Origin of the sequence: Pseudonocardia ailaonensis (assembly GCF_039531635.1) — a bacterium.
Classification (GTDB): Bacteria; Actinomycetota; Actinomycetes; order Mycobacteriales; family Pseudonocardiaceae; genus Pseudonocardia; species Pseudonocardia ailaonensis.
This window is the reverse complement of sequence record NZ_BAAAQK010000012.1, coordinates 245,117-260,413: the sequence shown is the minus strand read 5'-3', so window position 1 is coordinate 260,413 and position 15,297 is coordinate 245,117. Positions and strand designations below refer to the sequence as shown.

The 15,297-nt window shown below is 74.1% G+C and carries 17 protein-coding genes; 5 read left to right on the top strand and 12 right to left on the bottom strand.

Going from position 1 to position 15,297, the window contains the following annotated elements; translation table 11 throughout:
* Positions 1–10: 10 nt before the first annotated feature.
* Positions 11–352, bottom strand: a complete 342-nt coding sequence (locus ABD324_RS19775) for a hypothetical protein (RefSeq protein ID WP_344418952.1) — start codon at positions 350–352, stop codon at positions 11–13.
* Between the two features lie 39 nt (positions 353–391).
* A complete protein-coding gene (locus tag ABD324_RS19770) occupies positions 392–847 on the bottom strand; it encodes a DUF1348 family protein (protein WP_344418950.1) in 456 nt (151 codons plus the stop codon).
* Between the two features lie 73 nt (positions 848–920).
* On the opposite strand from ABD324_RS19770, the gene ABD324_RS19765 reads away from it, so the two are divergent.
* From ABD324_RS19765 to ABD324_RS19755, 3 genes are all read left to right on the top strand, one after another.
* Positions 921–1,481 (top strand): TetR/AcrR family transcriptional regulator, encoded by a 561-nt coding sequence (locus ABD324_RS19765; RefSeq protein WP_344418948.1) that lies wholly within the window; start codon positions 921–923, stop codon positions 1,479–1,481.
* On the top strand, positions 1,478–2,344 hold the full coding sequence (locus tag ABD324_RS19760) for an alpha/beta fold hydrolase (protein ID WP_344418945.1): 867 nt from the start codon (positions 1,478–1,480) through the stop codon (positions 2,342–2,344). The genes ABD324_RS19765 and ABD324_RS19760 overlap by 4 nt, the downstream gene beginning before the upstream one ends.
* Positions 2,345–2,478: 134 nt before the next feature.
* The gene (locus ABD324_RS19755) at positions 2,479–3,675 is read left to right on the top strand and encodes a glycosyltransferase 87 family protein (RefSeq protein WP_344418942.1); all 1,197 of its coding nucleotides are present in this window, start codon (positions 2,479–2,481) and stop codon (positions 3,673–3,675) included.
* Here the strand turns inward: ABD324_RS19755 and ABD324_RS19750 are convergent.
* A complete protein-coding gene (locus ABD324_RS19750; RefSeq protein ID WP_344418940.1) occupies positions 3,599–3,877 on the bottom strand; it encodes a hypothetical protein in 279 nt (92 codons plus the stop codon). The genes ABD324_RS19755 and ABD324_RS19750 overlap by 77 nt on opposite strands.
* A gap of 12 nt (positions 3,878–3,889) precedes the next feature.
* A complete protein-coding gene (locus ABD324_RS19745) occupies positions 3,890–4,594 on the bottom strand; it encodes a VC0807 family protein (protein ID WP_344418937.1) in 705 nt (234 codons plus the stop codon).
* Between the two features lie 49 nt (positions 4,595–4,643).
* Between ABD324_RS19745 and ABD324_RS19740 the strand changes: the two genes are divergently transcribed.
* Together ABD324_RS19740 and ABD324_RS19735 are read left to right on the top strand one after the other, a co-directional pair.
* On the top strand, positions 4,644–5,456 hold the full coding sequence (locus tag ABD324_RS19740; protein ID WP_344418934.1) for a PaaX family transcriptional regulator C-terminal domain-containing protein: 813 nt from the start codon (positions 4,644–4,646) through the stop codon (positions 5,454–5,456).
* A 244-nt stretch (positions 5,457–5,700) separates the two neighbouring features.
* Complete coding sequence (locus ABD324_RS19735; protein ID WP_344418931.1) at positions 5,701–6,972, top strand: hypothetical protein; 1,272 nt, start codon at positions 5,701–5,703, stop codon at positions 6,970–6,972.
* A gap of 125 nt (positions 6,973–7,097) precedes the next feature.
* Here the strand turns inward: ABD324_RS19735 and ABD324_RS19730 are convergent, their stop codons facing one another.
* The 8 genes from ABD324_RS19730 to ABD324_RS19695 all read right to left on the bottom strand — a co-directional run bounded on the left by ABD324_RS19730 (position 7,098) and on the right by ABD324_RS19695 (position 15,034).
* The gene (locus ABD324_RS19730; RefSeq protein ID WP_344418928.1) at positions 7,098–7,841 is read right to left on the bottom strand and encodes an enoyl-CoA hydratase/isomerase family protein; all 744 of its coding nucleotides are present in this window, start codon (positions 7,839–7,841) and stop codon (positions 7,098–7,100) included.
* Between the two features lie 73 nt (positions 7,842–7,914).
* Entirely contained in the window at positions 7,915–8,640 is a 726-nt protein-coding gene (locus ABD324_RS19725) for an alpha/beta hydrolase (RefSeq protein WP_344418925.1), read from the bottom strand.
* Positions 8,641–8,642: 2 nt separating this feature from the next.
* The gene (locus ABD324_RS19720) at positions 8,643–9,479 is read right to left on the bottom strand and encodes an ABC transporter ATP-binding protein (RefSeq protein WP_344418922.1); all 837 of its coding nucleotides are present in this window, start codon (positions 9,477–9,479) and stop codon (positions 8,643–8,645) included.
* Positions 9,472–10,269: an ABC transporter ATP-binding protein gene (locus ABD324_RS19715; protein ID WP_344418921.1), complete on the bottom strand. Its 798-nt coding sequence runs from the start codon at positions 10,267–10,269 to the stop codon at positions 9,472–9,474. Before ABD324_RS19715 ends, ABD324_RS19720 begins: the two co-directional genes overlap by 8 nt.
* Positions 10,262–11,113 carry an ABC transporter permease gene (locus tag ABD324_RS19710; protein ID WP_344418918.1) on the bottom strand — a complete coding sequence of 284 codons (852 nt, stop codon included), beginning with the start codon at positions 11,111–11,113 and terminating at the stop codon, positions 10,262–10,264. Before ABD324_RS19710 ends, ABD324_RS19715 begins: the two co-directional genes overlap by 8 nt.
* On the bottom strand, positions 11,113–12,138 hold the full coding sequence (locus tag ABD324_RS19705) for an ABC transporter permease (RefSeq protein ID WP_344418915.1): 1,026 nt from the start codon (positions 12,136–12,138) through the stop codon (positions 11,113–11,115). The genes ABD324_RS19710 and ABD324_RS19705 overlap by 1 nt, the downstream gene beginning before the upstream one ends.
* Positions 12,135–13,661, bottom strand: a complete 1,527-nt coding sequence (locus ABD324_RS19700; RefSeq protein WP_344418912.1) for an ABC transporter substrate-binding protein — start codon at positions 13,659–13,661, stop codon at positions 12,135–12,137. The genes ABD324_RS19705 and ABD324_RS19700 overlap by 4 nt, the downstream gene beginning before the upstream one ends.
* Positions 13,662–13,690: 29 nt before the next feature.
* Positions 13,691–15,034, bottom strand: a complete 1,344-nt coding sequence (locus tag ABD324_RS19695) for an NtaA/DmoA family FMN-dependent monooxygenase (protein WP_344418909.1) — start codon at positions 15,032–15,034, stop codon at positions 13,691–13,693.
* Positions 15,035–15,297 lie beyond the last annotated feature (263 nt).

Here is a 15,297-nt window from a genome sequence, read left to right as displayed (position 1 = left end):
CGGCCGGACCTCAGGTCGTCGCCAGCAGCCGCTCCGCCTCGGCCCGCTCGCACTCCGCCACCGAGCCCGGCAGGGCGTCCCGCAGCGTCCAGCGGGAGACGCTGCCGTCCGGGCCGGTGAGGCGCCCGGAGGTGAGGGCCTGGTCGATCCGGCGGCGGACGTCGTCCTCGTCGTCCGCCTCGCAGGCGAACACCACGCGCAGGCGCAGGCGGTCCCCCGTGCCGCCGGTCCGCAGGGCGACCGGGCCGGGGCAGCCCGCTCCCAGGGCGGCGGTCACCGCGGCGCCGGGGGCGGCGCGGTCCGCATCGGGGGCGACGTCGAGCTCTGCGGTGTGGGCGTAGGCGGAGCGCATCGCGACAGTATGCCCGAAGGTGTGGCCCCCATCACACCCCTACCAGAGCGGGATGTCGACACCCTTCTCCTCCTCGGGCCGGGGGCCGAAGATCCGCCGCTCCGAGGGGTCGATGACCCGGTCGTTGATGCTGGCCTCGCGGCGCACCATCAGCCCCTCGTCGTCGAACTCCCAGTTCTCGTTGCCGTAGCTGCGGTACCAGGTGCCCGCGGCGTCGTGGCACTCGTACTGGAAGCGCACGGCGATCCGATTGCCCGCGAAGGTCCACAGCGACTTGCGCAGCGCGTAGTCGAGCTCGCGCTCCCACTTGTCGGTGAGGAACGCGACGATCTCGGCCCGCCCGTGCACGTGCCGGTCCCGGTTGCGCCACACGGAGTCCTCGCTGTACGCGGCGGCGACGCGCTCGGGATCGCGGGAGTTCCACCCGTCCTCCGCGGCCTGGACCTTCTGCCGGGCGGTCTCGAGGGTGAACGGCGGGAACGGCGGGCGGGACATCGGGCCTCCTCTGGAGAACGGACGTTCTCCGGGGTAGCGTAGAGAACGTCCGTTCTCACGCGCAAGGACCTCCATGGACGACGACGCCCGCACCCGGCTGCTCGACGCCGCCGAGGCGCTCTTCTACGCCCGCGGCATCCAGGCCGTGGGCATGGACGAGATCCGCGCCGGGTCCGGCCTCTCGCTCAAGCGCGTCTACGGTCTCTATCCGGGCAAGGACGCGCTGGTGGAGGCCTATCTCGACCGCCGGGACGTCCGGTGGCGCGGCCGGCTCGCGGCGGCCGTCGAGCAGGCCGGGGATCCCGACGAGCGGATCCTCGCGGTGTTCGACTGGCTCGGCTCCTGGTTCCGCGAGCCCGGCTTCCGCGGCTGCGCGTGGATCAACGGGCACGGCGAGCTGGGCACCGTCTCGGAGGCCGTCGCGCGGTGCACGCGGGCGCACAAGCAGGCGTTCGCGGAGTACCTGGCCGGTCTCGTCGCCGCGGCCGGGCGGCCCGCGGCCCTCGGCCCGCAGCTGCTCCTGCTCGCGGAAGGGGCGATGGTGACGGCGGGGATCTTCCGGACGCCGGAGCCCGCCGCCCAGGCCCGGGAGGCTGCGGCCGTCCTCGTCGGGGCCAGTACGTTCGCGAGGTGACCGATCCCCGCATCGCCCTGCTCGGCGGCCGTCGCGTGGCGTACGAGGAGTACGGCGACCCCACCGGGCACACCGTGTTCGTCTTCCACGGGACGCCCGACAGCCGCATCGGGAAGGGCTACCTCGACCCGCTCGGCCGGGAGCGGAACCTGCGGATCGTCTCGCCGGACCGTCCGGGCATCGGCCGTTCGGACCCGCGGCCGGACCGGACGGTCGCGAGCTACGCCGGCGAGGTCCTCGGCCTGGCGGACGCGCTGGGGGCCGAGCGGTTCGCCGTCCTCGGCTACTCCGGCGGCGGCCCCTACGCGATGGCCTGCGCGACGGGGTGCGGCCCGCGCCTCACCGCGGCGGCGACGATGGCCGGCGCGGGTCCCGTCGACGACCGCGAGGGCGCCCGCGAGGGACTGTCGAAGAGCGACCTGGAGCTGCTCGACCTCGCCCTGCGCGATCCCCGGGCGGGCGCCCGGCAGCTACGGATCCAGAAGCTCGCCGTGCAGCTCTTCCCGCAGGCGGGCACGAGGTCGATGGCCGGTGAGCTCGACGAGCCGGATCGCGCGGTGCTCACCGCCGTGTCCGCGCGGGAGACCATGTCGTCCTTCGTCGAGTCGCTGCGCCAGGGCCCGGGCGGGGTGCTGCTGGACTACCGGCTCTGGGGCTCGCCGTGGGAGCTCGACTGGACGGCGGCCACCGCGCCGGTCCACCTGTTCCAGGGCGACCGGGACCGGATGGTGCCGATGCACCACGCCGAGGACCTCGCCGGCCGGCTGCCGGCGGGCCTCGCGACGCTGCACGTCGTCGAGGGTGCGGGGCACCTGTCGATCGTGGGCTCGGCGGGCGAGGTGCTCGACTCGCTGGTGCCGTGACGAGCCGCAGCGATCCCGCGCCCGCCCAGATCCCCGGCGCGACACCCTCTCCCACCGCCACCCGCCCGCCGGCGACAGCATCCCCTCCTGTGGCATCACCCCCTGCAGCACGGCCTCCCGGCGCGCGGGGCGTCGTGGCGAGAACCCGTGCCGCGAGGGCGTGGCCCTTCCTCGTCGCCGGCCTCCTGATCGCCGCGCAGGTCGCGGTGCTCGCGCTCTGGTTCCCGGCGCACGCCCTCATGATCGACCTGCAGGTCTACCGGGAGGGCGGCGCTGCGGTGCTCGCGGGCCGGCCGCTCTACGAGGGCGGGATCCTGCTCGACCTCCCCTTCGTCTACCCGCCGGTGGCCGCCGCGCTGTTCGTGCCGCTCACGCTGCTGCCGTTGCCGCTGCTCAAGGTGCTGTGGACGGCGCTCGGGGTGCTGCTGCTCGTCCTGGTGATCCGCCGCGCGGCGCGGCTGACGGGCCTTCCCGCACCTGTCGGCGTCGTCACTCTGCTGGTGGCCGCGGCGCTGTGGCTCGATCCGGTGCGCACCACGTTCTACCTGGGACAGATCAACGTCCTGCTGCTCGCGCTGGTGTTCCTCGACCTGACCGGGCGGAGCCGGTTCCGGGGGCTGGGGGTCGGGATCGCGGCCGCGCTGAAGCTCACGCCGCTGCTGTTCGTGGTGTACCTGCTGCTCACCGGCCGGCGGCGCGAGGCGGCGACCGCGGTCGCGGCGTTCGTCGCGGCCACCGGCATCGGGTTCCTGGTCGCCCCGGCGGACTCGGTGCAGTACTGGCTGCGTGGCACGTTCGCGGCCGCGAACCGGATCTCGGACGTCGGCGGGGACAGCAACCACTCGGTCCACGGGCTGGTGGTCCGGCTCGGCGGCGGACCCGTCGGCTACCTCGTGGTGGGCCTACTGCTCGGCGCTGCCGCGCTGTGGGTGGCCCGCGGCCTGCACCGGCGTGGGGCCGAGGTGGAGGCGCTGTCGCTCGTCGGGCTGGCTTCGGCGGCGGTCGCACCCTTCGCCTGGTCGCACCACTACGTGTGGTTCGTGCCGCTGCTGGTGGCGCTCGTCGCCCGGGGGCTCGCGGAGTACCGGGGGCCGGCCGAGAAGAACGGCGCGCGCCGGGCGTGGCTCGCCACGGGCCTCGTCCTCGCCGCGACCGCGGCCGTGATCACCCGGCTGCCCGGGCCGGGGGTCGGCCCGATCCCGGCGACGGGCCTGATCTCGCTCTGGCCGGACGCCTACGTCGCGGCGTTCGTGATCAGTTGTGCTGCTCTGCTGCCAGCAGCGCGTTCCGGCTCCGCCAGGACAGCACCGACCGGATCGCCACCCCGCTGAGCACCGACAGCACCGAGACGAAGGACCCGACCGACAGCACGGACGCGAAGGAGCCGACGGAGAGCACCGAGCCGTAGGACCCGATCGACCCGACCGACAGCACCGAGCCTGCGGACCCGATGGACAGCACGGACCTCGAGCTGCCGATCGACAGCACCGAGTCCTTCGACCACAGCGACAGGACGTTCTTCTCGCGCGCCATGGCGCGATCCTGTCAGTCCGGGAGCCCCGCGCCCAGCTCCGCGTCGATCTCGGCCGCCTGCGCCTTCGAGCGGGCCGCGTTCCGCTTGGCGTAGAACACGGTCCAGGTCACGAGGCCCGCGATCACCACGAAGGGCAGGACGTCCGAGATCACCACCGACACGGACACCGGCAGCGCGAACACCAGCGGCACCCGCACCGCCGCCTCGGCGACGAACCCGAGGCCCCACACGATCGTCATGACGCGCTGACCGTGCCGGAAGGCGGGCAACCGCCAGAACGACTCCCATCGGGCCAGTCCCTCCGCCGACCCGTCGGTGCCGAACTTGCGTCCGAAGTAGAACATCAAGGGGCGCTTGGCGAACAGCGTCGCCAGGAACACGATCCCGAGCACCCCGGTGAAGACCGACGACTTGAGCAGCAGCAGGCGCGGATCGTCGAACAGCAGCGAGCTGGCGGTGCCCGCGACGATCAGGACCAGCACGAACAGCCCGAACTCGTCCACCCGGCCGCGGCGCACCAGCGAGACGACGACGCTGAGCACCGGCCAGACTCCGGAGATCAGCAACGCCCAGAGGTCCGGAACTCCCTGGGCGGCGAGGACGTAGTAGGTGACCAGTGGGAGTGCGACGTCGACGATCATGGACGGGATCAACCCGACGATCGCGCTGCGTGCGCTCGGCTGCCGGATCCCCCCGGCGGCGGCCTGCTCGCTCATGGATCGACTGTAACGTATTCACACACGACCGTGAAGGAGAATGAGTCAGGTGAAGCGGGAGCAGGGGGTCCTCGATCTCGTCCCGTTCCTGTTCGGTGTGGCCGGGCGGGAGTGGCTGCCGGGGCCCGTCCTCGTGCAGCTGCTGGCGGAGGCCGGCCTGCCCGCCCCGACCGCCCGCACCACGCTGGCCCGGATGCGGGAGCGGGGTGGCCTCGCGAGCGAACGGGCCGGGCGGCACGTCCGCTTCCGGCTGGCGGGGGCGACCGCGGCGGCGTTCTCGCGGCTCGGCGCGCCGCGCCCGCCCGCCGCGGACTGGGACGGCAGCTTCCACGGCCTGCTCTACACGGTGCCCGAGAGCGCCCGCCCCTTCCGCGACGCGCTGCGCCGGGCCGCCACCCTGACCGGCTACGGCCACCTGCGCGCCGGCCTGATGATCGCGGCGCACGACGGGTGGCCGGTGATCGCCCCGCAGGTGGGCCCGATCCCGCCGGGAGCCCGGGTCGCCCCGCTGACGCTGCAGCTCGCGCCCGAGGACGCCCGCTCGGCGGCCGCCGAGGCGTGGGACCTGCCGGGGGCGGCCGCGGCGATGCGGGAGCAGGAGGAGAAGCTCCGCCGCGCTCCGTCGGTCACGCCACGGGCCGACGCGCAGGGCCTGCGGGAGTACCACGAGCTGGTCCGCCCGGTCTTCCGCACCTTCCTCTGGATCCCGACCCTTCCGACGCCGCTCCTCCCCCACGACTGGCCCCGCGCGAACCTGGAGTCCGCCCTCCACGCCGCCCTGCGCCACCACCAGCCCGCCGCGAAGGAGTACCTCGACTCCCTCCTCACCCCCTACGACCCGCCCCTTCCCGACGGCGAGTGATCGCCTCCCGCGGTATCCGGCCGCCGCGGGTGGTCGCCCTGCACTGCTGCCGATGGTCAGGGCGGGTTGCGGTGCACGGGCCGCTCCCGAGCGGCGGAGGTGCCGCAACCTCGGCGTGTCCCCGGAGTAGGGACTGCCCCCACCAGGTGTGGGGTCCACTCGATCGTTTCGGGGGCCGCGCGACGGCAGGATTTCCTCATCGGCGCGGGACGGACCCGCCGCCGGGCGCAGAGGGAGAACTCAGATGTCGCAGTTCGGCGGGAACACCGGATGGCAGCCGCAGCACCACGCGGCGTGGGCGCCCGCCGCCGCCCCCGCCGCCCGGTTCGCCGCCGACGCCCGGCCCTGGTACGCCCAGCAGAACCTGCGGGCCGAGGCCCGCCGGACCGACGAGGCGCCGGCCGGGAACGGCACGGGCGTCACCTTCGGCAGCACCGCGGACGCCGCCGAGTCGGCGCCCGTCCACCCCGCTGCGAACGCCACCCCCGCCCAGCCGCCCGCCGCCGCCCCTCAGCTCAACTCCGCCCCTCAGTTCAACGCCGCCCCCCAGGTCAACGCCGCCCCCCAGTTCAACTCCGCCCCGCAGGTCAACGCCGCCCAGCCCGCCGCTGTCCAGCCCTTCAGCGCCGCGGCCCAGCCCCCGATCGCGCCGCAGGTCCGGGGGCAGCAGGTCAGCGGTCCGCACGCCGTCCCGCAGGCTCCCGCGCCTCGGCCCCCGGCGCTGCAGGCCCCTGCCCACCAGATCCCCGCCCACCAGGTCCCCGCGCACCAGGTCCCGGTCCAGCAGTTCTCGGGCCCACAGTTCTCCGGCCCTCAGGCCCCCACGGCCCCCGGCCGCCCCGCCTTCGCGCAGGCCCCCTGGGCCCCGCAGACCCAGGCCGGGTGGAACGCCGGTGGGCCGCCCCACCCGCCCGTCGGCCCGCAGTTCGCCGCCACCCCCGGCGGCCCCGGCAAGCCCGGCCCCTCCCGCAACAAGATCATCGGTATCGCCGTGGCCGCGGTCGTCGCGGTCGGTGCCCTCGCCGGCGGCGGCTACGCCCTGCTCGGCGGGCACGGCGGAGGGAGCGCGACCACCTCCGCCGCGTCCGCCGCCGCCCCGGCCGACGGCGCGAGCACCCTGGTGACCGGCGGCGCCGCCGTCGACAACTCCTGCCCCTTCACCGCCGACCAGGTGGCCGCGCTCGTCGGGCAGCCCATGGTCGACAAGGGCACCTGCCTGTTCGGCGACGGCAAGGGCGTCGCCCAGCTCTCGGTGACCGTCGCCAGCGCGACCGCCACCCAGGCCACCCTCGGCTACTCCCGCGACAAGGCCGACTCGGTCTACACCAGCGTCACCGACATCGACGGCGGCTACCTGGCCTGGAAGGAGCTCGGCGCCGAGGCGGTCGTCGTCGGCCCGACCCGCGGCTTCACCGTCACCATGAGCAGCTTCAGCAGCATGTCGGCCTCCGACGGCGCGGGCTACGAGGGCGCCCTCCACGCCGTCGTCGCCGCCCTCCCGAAGAGCGAGGGCTGACCCCCACCCACGAGCGCGTCATGGATCCATAACGCGAAATCCGGCCCCCGATGATCGCGTTATGGTTCCATGACGCGGTTGGGCCCCGACGAGCGCGACCATGCCGTCCCCGACCGCCCAGGGGCTCACCGCCGGGTGGCCTCCTCCAGGAACCGCGCGATCCAGCCGTCCTCGACCCGGCGGACCCAGACGTCCGTGGCCGGGCCGTCGTCCGCGGAGTCGATGCGCCGCAGGTTCTCCCGGCGCTGCAGCTCCTTCGCGGCGGCGAACGCGTCCGGCGGGGTGAGGGCGCCGAGCGCCTCCGCCTCCTCGACGGCGAGATCCACCAGCTTCTCGCCCTCGACGACCCGGTCGACCAGCCCGAGGGCCTGCGCGTCGGCCGGTGTGTGGTTCTCGGCCCCGACGATCAGCCGCCGGGTGGCGACGTTCCCCACGCGCGCCAGGATGATCTCGAACGCCGACTGCGGGAACGCGACGCCGACGCGGATCTCGGGCAGCCCGATCCGGCCCTTCCCGTCCGCCATCAGCACGGTGTCCCCGGCCGCCGCGAGCACGGCACCGCCGGCGATCGCGTGCCCGTTGACCGCCGTGACGAGCGGGACGGGCAGGGTGAACGCGACCCGGAACATCGCGGCCAGGGCCGGGACGAACCGCCGGACGTACTCCTCGCCGCCGTCGACGATCCGCCGCAGGTCCACCCCGGCGGAGAACGCCTTCCCGGCGCCGGTCAGCACGAGCGGCCGGCCCTCGCCGCCGAGCTCGGTGAGCGCGGCCCCGAGCTCCTCGCAGAGCTCGAGGTCCATCGCGTTGACCGGGCCGTGCTCGATGCCGACCACGGTCACGCCGCCGGTCCGCCGGATGTCGATCACCGTGTGTGCCTCCGTTCGTCCCCCGGAGCATCGCACACGGGGAACATCGCACACGGGGACATCGCAGGAGCGCTCAGAGCACGCGGCGGGCGATCTCCGGGAGGTCCGCCCCCAGCCGCAGCCGCTCCAGGAACAGCACGACCGAGGCGGCCGCGGTGCGGTGGGTCTGGTCGTTGAGCGCGTCGTGCCGGCCGCCCGCGATGGTGACCAGCTCGGCGTGCGGCACGGCGGCGTACCACTCCTGCGCCGCACCGGGATCCGCGACGGTGTCGAGCGCGCCGTGCAGCCCGAGAACCGGCACGCGGACCGAGGTGGGGTCCGCGCGAACGGCCCACTCCACGGGCGGCGGGACGGTGAGGGCTCCGTGGCGCACGGAGTCATCGCCCTGCAGCCGGGCCTGGTGAGTGGGGCACGCGGTCCGGGCGAGCACCTCGCCGTCCCAGCTCAGAGCCGCTGCGGACGCGGTGACGGGGAGCCCGGCGAGCACCAGCCCGGCCACCCCGGGCAGCCCGGCGAGACCGGCGGCGAACAGCGCCCCCGCGTCCGAGCCCACGAGCACCCGAGGCCCGGGCTCGGTGGCGTCGTCGAGCAGGGCGCGGATCTGCCCCAGCGCACGGTCGGCGTCCACCGTCGGATCGGCGACGGCCCACACCCGGTACCCGTCGGCGGCGATCCGCCGCCCGAACCGCTCGTAGACGCCGGCGTGCTCACCGCGGCCCGGGACGACGACCACGGTCCCCCGCGGCGCCACCCCCTCGGGCTCCCGCCAGGAGGCCACCACAGGCACGGCAACGGTCATGATCACAGCCTTTCGAGTTCGGCACGCAGGGCGGCGCGGGACGCCCGGTCGAGCCCCGCGCCGTCGAGCGTGGGGGCAGAGCCGAGCAGCAGCCGCGTGTAGGGGTGGCGGGGTTCGGCGACGACCTCGGCGGTCGGGCCGTCCTCGACGATCCGACCCCGGTGCAGCACCGCGAGCCGGTCGGTGATCCCGGCGACCGAGCCGAGATCGTGGGAGACGAACACCATCCCGAGCTCCTGCTCGTCGCGGAGCCGGATCAGCAGCTCCAGCACCGAGATCCGGTGGGCCGCATCGAGAGCGCTCACCGGCTCGTCGCAGAGCAGCAGCCGGGGCCCGGCGATCATGGCGCGGGCGATGGCGGCCCGCTGCCGCTGCCCACCCGAGACCTCCGACGGCCGGCGCGCGGCGAGCGCGGGATCGAGCGAGACCTGCCGGAACGCGCCGGCGACCCGGTCCTCGATGTCCGGGATCCCCCGCACCTCCAGGACCTCGCCGACGGAGCGGCCGAGCGTCAGGTCCGGATCGAGGCTCTGCAGCGGGTCCTGGAAGACGTACTGCACGGACCCGCCCATCCGGAAGCCGCGCAGGGCCCGCCCCCGCAACCCGCCGACGTCCGTACCGGCCACCCGCACCGAACCCCGGTCGATGCCGTTGAGCCCCAACACCGTCCGCGCGAGCGTGGTCTTGCCGGAACCGGTCTCGCCGACCAGCCCGACGATCTCGCCCGGCCGCACGTCGAGGTCGATGCCGTGCAGGATCTCCCGGCGGGCCCGGCCACGGCCCAGCGACACCGCGAGATCGCGGACGGAGAGCAGCTCGGGCCCGCTCGGCTCAGACATGGGACCGGAACCTCTCGATGCCGAAGCGCGCGTGGGCGTCGACGAGCGTGCGCGTGTACTCGTGGCGGGGGTTGCGCAGCACCTCGGCGGGCGTGCCGCGCTCCAGCACCTCCCCGTCGCGCAGCACCAGCACCTCGTCGCACACCTGCGCGACCACGGCGAGATCGTGCGAGACGAGGACGAGCGCGAGCCCGGTCCGTTCCCTCAGGTCGGCGAGCAGGTCGAGGACCTCGGCCTGCACCGTGACGTCGAGGGCCGTGGTGGCCTCGTCGGCGATCAGCAGGTCGGGCTCGCGGCACACCGCGATCGCGATCATCACGCGCTGCTGCATGCCGCCGGACAGCTCGTGGGCGTACTGCCCGGCGACCCGCCCCGGCAGCCCGACGTCCGCGAGCAGCTCGGCGGCCCGCTCCCGCGCCGCCCGCCGGCCGAGCCCGCCGCGCACCCGCAGCACCTCGGCGAGCTGGCGCCCGACGGGGATCGACGGGTTGAGGTACGAGCCGGGGTCCTGGAAGACGGCCCCGATCCGGTCCGCGCGGTAGGGCAGCCACTCGAGGGGGTCCAGCCCGGTGAGCTCGGCGCCGTCGAAACGGATCGACGTCCCGGGGCCCGTGGTGAGGCCCGGGGGCAGGATGCCGAGCACGGAACGGCAGGTCAGGGACTTCCCGCTGCCGGACTCCCCCACGATCCCGAGGCTCCCGCCCCGGGCCAGGTCGAGATCCAGCCCGCGGACGAGGGTCTCCTCCCCGGCGTGGACGCTCAGGTTCCGGACGGTCAGCAGATCAGACACGGGCGAGCCCCTTCCGCGCCGACGACAGCAGGGAGGGCGCCCCGGTCACGTCCCGCAGCGCGTCGGCCAGGCCGTTGCAGGCCCCGACCGTGACGATGATCAGCAGGGCCGGGACGAGCGGGCCGGTGGGCCGCGCGAACAGGTACTCCAGGTTCGTGGCGAGCATCCCGCCCCAGGTCGGCGCGGGTGGGCGGATCCCGATGCCGAGGAAGGTCAGCGACGAGACGATCACCAGGCTGGCCCCGAGCAGGCTCGCCGTGCTCACCGCCACGGCCGGCGCGACCTTGGGCCACACGTGCCGGCGCAGCACGAACAGCGCCGGCGCCCCGGACAGCCGGGCCGCCTCGACGTACGGCGCCGAGGCCACCGGGAACGCCGCGGCGCGGGTGACCCGGTAGAACGCCGGCGAGATCAGGATCCCGACGGCGAGCATGGCCTGGGTCAGCCCGTTGCCCAGCAGCGCGGTCATCGCGACCGCGAACACGAGGAACGGCAGCGTGACGAAGGCGTCCATGATCCGCAGGGTGACCCACTCGAAGGGCCGGCCGAGGTAGACCGACAGCAGCCCGGGCACCACCCCGATCACGAGCCCGACGGCGACGGCCTCCAGCGCGGCGAGCAGCGAGAGCGTGGACCCGGCGAGCAGCCGGCTGAGCACGTCGCGGCCCAGGTTGTCGGTGCCGAGCAGGTGTGCGGCGGACGGGGCCTGCAGCAGCGCGGTGCCGTCCTGGGCGAGCGGGTCGTACGGCGCGAGCAGCGGCCCGAACACCGCGAGCAGGACCACGAGGGCCAGCACCGCGAGGCAGCCGGCGCCGAGCCGGTGCCGCAGCAGGGACCGCAGCATCACATCCCCCTCCCCGCGGCCGGCCGCAGCCGCATCAGCAGGGCGTTGACCAGCAGGTTCACCAGCAGCACGAGCACGATCGCGACGACGAGCGTGCCCTGCACCACCGGTACGTCCCCGCGGACCGCGCCGTCGGCGGCGAACCGGCCGAAGCCCGACATCCCGAAGACGCTCTCGGTCACGACCGCGCTGCCGATGAGCATCGGGATCCGCAGGCCGAGCACCGAGAAGGCCGGGCCCGCGCCGTTGCGCAGCACGTGGACCAGCAGGATCCGGCGCGGCGAGAGCCCGCGGACCACGGCGCCGAGCACGTAGTTCTCCCGCTGGGCCGCGACGAGCCCGGTGCGCAGCTGCCTGGCGATGTCGGCGACGGCGTCGAGCGAGAGCGCGACGGACGGGAGGATGATCAGCGAGAGCCAGGCCCCGACGTCCTCGGACGGGGAGACGTACCCCGCCGCCGGGAACACCGGGATGAGTACGCAGAACACCACGATCAGCCCGATGCCGACGACGAACGGCGGCAGCGTGGAGATCACCGTGCAGAAGGCGGTGACGGCCCGGTCGATCCAGCCGCCCTGCTTCACCGCCGCCAGCAGGCCCAGCGCCGTCCCGGCGACCAGCCCGATGACCAGCGCCAGCCCGGCGACGGACAGCGACACCTCGAGGCGCTGCCCGATCTGCGAGGACACGCTCACCCCGTTGAGCCAGGACGTGCCGAGGTCGCCGCGCACGACCCGGCCGAGCCAGCCGACGTACTGCACCAGCACCGGCCGGTCCAGGCCGAACTCGTGGTTCACCCGCGCGACGTCCTCCGGGGTCGCCGCGTCACCGAGCACGCTGCCGGCCGGCGAGAGCCCGCTGACGGCCCCCAGCACGTAGGTCACGAACGACGCGAACAGGAACACCGGGACCGTGATCGCCAGCGTCCGGCCGAGCCAGCGCAGGAACCCCCGGCCCCGGCGGGCCCGCGTCGGTGGGGGCACGGCAGCCGCGACGGCCGCCGGCGCCTCGAGGGTCGTCGTCACGCCCCGGCGCCCTTCGTCACGCCCTCCCAGCGGTACTGCGACAGGAAGTGCGGCAGGGGCGAGACCTTCGGGTTGCGGATCGCGATGCGCGGCATGGTGCCGAGCGAGAAGCTGGGCGACATCTCGACGCCGAGCTTCACCGCGTTCTGCAGGATCTGCGGGTACTGCGGCGAGTCCAGCGGGGTGCGGCGCACCTGGTCGAGCGCGGCGAGGAACTCGGGCGAGGCGACCTTGCTGGTGTTCATCAGGCCCTCGGGACCGTAGACGACGGTGAGGTTCTGCACCGGCGACTCGCGACCGACCGTGCCGTCGAGGGCGAACTGCGCCTTGCGGCCCAGGTAGACCTCCTGCTGCCAGGTCGACGAGCCGGGCGGCACCACCTTGATCGTCGCGTTCACGCCGACCTTCTGGAGCTGCTGCTGCACCACCTCGGCGGTGGCCTGGCTGACGGCGTTGACGGTGACGGTCAGCGAGAGCTGGCCGGGCTGGTAGCCGGCGGCGGCGAGCAGCTGCTGCGCCTTCGCCGGGTCGTAGGCGTAGATCCCGTCGAGGCTCGGGTCGTAGGCCACGTAGCCCTTCGGGAAGGGCTGGTAGGCGACGTCGCCGATGCCCCCGTTGGCCACGTCGATGATCGCCTTGCGGTCGATCGCGTACTTCAGGGCGTCGACGACCTTGCGGTCGGTCAGCGGGGCGAGCCCACTGTGGACGTCGACCTGGTTGACGCCGAAGGAGTCCACGACGTCGACCTGCAGCCCGGCGGCCTTCGCCTGGGCCACCTGGTCACCGGTGATGTAGGCGACGTCGAGCGCCCCGGACTGCACGGCCGGGATCACCGACGTCGACGCGGTCGCCGGCGTCAGCTCCATCCGGTCGATCTTGATGTCCTGCGCGTCCCAGTAGTCCGGGTTCTTCACGAGCACGGCCTTGGACTCGGGCACGAAGCTCTCGAACTTGAACGGCCCGGCGCCGACCGGGGCGGTCGGGATGGCGGCCGCGTCGTCGGTGAAGGCCTTGGGGCTCACGATCGCGCCGGTCTTGCCCGCCAACAGGTTCGGGACCTGGTAGTCCGGCGCGACCAGCTTCACGGTGACGTGCGTGGCGTCGTCCGCGGTGACGTCGGAGATCGTGGCGAGCTGGTCCTTGAGCAGCGAGTTCTGCTGGGTCTTGCCGCGCAGCAGGCTCTGCTTCACGGCGGTCGCGTCGAGGGCGGTGCCGTCCGTGAACTTCAGGTTGGGGCGCAACGTGAACGTGACCGCGGTGCCGTCCGCGTTGTACTTCCAGCCCTCGGCGAGCCCGGGGCCGGCGTTGCCCTTCTCGTCGAGCTGGGTCAGCGAGGCGTAGACCAGGCTGATCGTGTTGATGTCGTTGCCCGTGCTGGAGGTCACGGGGTCCCACGAGGTGGGGAGGTAGAAGCCCCACTTCAGCGTGGTGCCACCCGAGCCGGCGGCGCCGCCGCAGCCGGCCAGCGCGAACGCGGCGGCAGCGGCCAGGGCGGCCAGTCGGAGGAGGCGGGGGCGGGCCATGGTGGTCCTTCTTCCGAGAACGGGGTGGGTCAGGCGGGGACGGGGGTGCGGCGGCGGGCCGCGGTGTGGACGTTCTCGGGGATCGGCAGGCCGAGGTTGCCGCGCAGGGTGTCGGCCTCGTAGCGGTCCCGGACGACGCCGCGCTCGCGCAGGATCGGCAGCACCTCGTCGGTGAACCGGGCGAAGACGCTGGGCACGGTGATGTGGATGTTCAGCCCGTCGAGCGCGCCGGCCTCGAACCACTCCTGGATCCGGTCGGCCACGGTGCGCGGCGTCCCGACGAACGGGGCCGGGGTGGCGGCGGTGAAGCGCTGCACGGTCTGGCGGAGCGTGAGCCGCTCGTCGCGGGCGACCTGCTTGATCCGCTCGGCCTGGGTGCGGAACGAGTCCTTCCCCAGGTCGCCGAGGTCGGGGAACGGGGCGTCGAGGTCGTAGCGGCCGAAGTCGTGCCAGCCGAACGGGCGGCCGAACTGGGCGAGGTTCTTGGCGAAGTCGCGGCCGTTGCGGAAGTGCTCCTCGGCGGCCCGCGCCTCGGCGTCGGTGTCCGCGATCCACGGCGTGACGCCGGGCATGATCACGATCTCGTTCTCGTTGCGCCCCTTGGCCCGCGCCCGGTCCTTGATGTCCCGCGCGAACGCCACGCCGGCCTCGACGGTCGGGGCGTGGGTGAAGATCCCCTCCCCCACCGAGGCGCCCAGGTCGCGACCCTCCTCGGAGTCGCCGGCCTGGAAGATCACCGGGCGGCCCTGCTTCGACCGCGAGATGTTCAGCGGGCCGCGCACCGAGAAGTGCTCGCCGACATGGTCGAGGCGGTGCTGCTTGTCGGGGTCGACGAACCGCCCGGTGGCGACGTCGCGGGGGAAGGCGTCGTCCTCGTAGGAGTCCCACAGGCCCTGGCAGACCCGCACCGACTCGAGCGCGCGGCCGTAGCGCGCGGCGTAGTCGAAATGCTCGTCGCGGCTGTAGTTGGCCGCGGTGCCGCCGTCGCCGGTCGCGACCACGTTCCAGCCCGCGCGCCCGCCGCTGATCAGGTCCAGCGAGCCGAGCCGGCGCGCGAGGTTGAACGGCGAGTTGTAGCTGGTCGTCAGGGTCCCGACGAGGCCGATGTTGGTGGTGGACACGGCGAGCGCGGACAGCAGCGTGAGCGGCTCGAGCCGGTTGAGGTAGTGGGGCGGCGAGTCGGGCGTGATGAACTGGCTGTCCACGATGAACACCAGGTCGAACAGCGCGGCCTCGGCCTGCCGGGCCCGCTCGGCGTACCAGCGGATGTCCACGCTCGCGTCCCCGGGGATCTCCGGGTGGCGCCAGGTGTCGTGGTCGCCGGGGCCGCCGACGCCCATCAGGACGGCACCGAGCTTGAGCTGCCGGGACATGGGTCTCCCTCGCGTCGGGGTGGGTGGTGCGCGCACCAGGGCACCGGACGCGGCGGGGCGTCCGGGCGTGCGCGGGTGGTCCGGGGCCGTCAGCGGGACGGGCCGGTGCGGGTCTGCCGGATCAGCGACAGGGGAAGCAGCGACGACACGTCGCAGTGGAGGTGCGGGCGAGATCGACCGCGAGCCTCCGGGTGAGGACGAGGACCGGGAGCGCGACGGGGATCCCGTCGTGTCGCACGCGTCCGCCCGTCATGGCCCGATCG

What these genes read in the sequence shown, in the direction of transcription:
- ABD324_RS19775 (WP_344418952.1), bottom strand. Translation starts at nt 352, where the DNA reads ATGCGCTCCGCCTACGCCCACACCGCAGAGCTCGACGTCGCCCCCGAT.
- ABD324_RS19770 (WP_344418950.1), bottom strand. Translation starts at nt 847, where the DNA reads ATGTCCCGCCCGCCGTTCCCGCCGTTCACCCTCGAGACCGCCCGGCAG.
- ABD324_RS19765 (WP_344418948.1), top strand. Translation starts at nt 921, where the DNA reads ATGGACGACGACGCCCGCACCCGGCTGCTCGACGCCGCCGAGGCGCTC.
- ABD324_RS19750 (WP_344418940.1), bottom strand. Translation starts at nt 3,877, where the DNA reads ATGGCGCGCGAGAAGAACGTCCTGTCGCTGTGGTCGAAGGACTCGGTG.
- ABD324_RS19745 (WP_344418937.1), bottom strand. Translation starts at nt 4,594, where the DNA reads ATGAGCGAGCAGGCCGCCGCCGGGGGGATCCGGCAGCCGAGCGCACGC.
- ABD324_RS19735 (WP_344418931.1), top strand. Translation starts at nt 5,701, where the DNA reads ATGTCGCAGTTCGGCGGGAACACCGGATGGCAGCCGCAGCACCACGCG.
- ABD324_RS19725 (WP_344418925.1), bottom strand. Translation starts at nt 8,640, where the DNA reads ATGACCGTTGCCGTGCCTGTGGTGGCCTCCTGGCGGGAGCCCGAGGGG.
- ABD324_RS19720 (WP_344418922.1), bottom strand. Translation starts at nt 9,479, where the DNA reads ATGTCTGAGCCGAGCGGGCCCGAGCTGCTCTCCGTCCGCGATCTCGCG.
- ABD324_RS19710 (WP_344418918.1), bottom strand. Translation starts at nt 11,113, where the DNA reads ATGCTGCGGTCCCTGCTGCGGCACCGGCTCGGCGCCGGCTGCCTCGCG.
- ABD324_RS19700 (WP_344418912.1), bottom strand. Translation starts at nt 13,661, where the DNA reads ATGGCCCGCCCCCGCCTCCTCCGACTGGCCGCCCTGGCCGCTGCCGCC.
- ABD324_RS19695 (WP_344418909.1), bottom strand. Translation starts at nt 15,034, where the DNA reads ATGTCCCGGCAGCTCAAGCTCGGTGCCGTCCTGATGGGCGTCGGCGGC.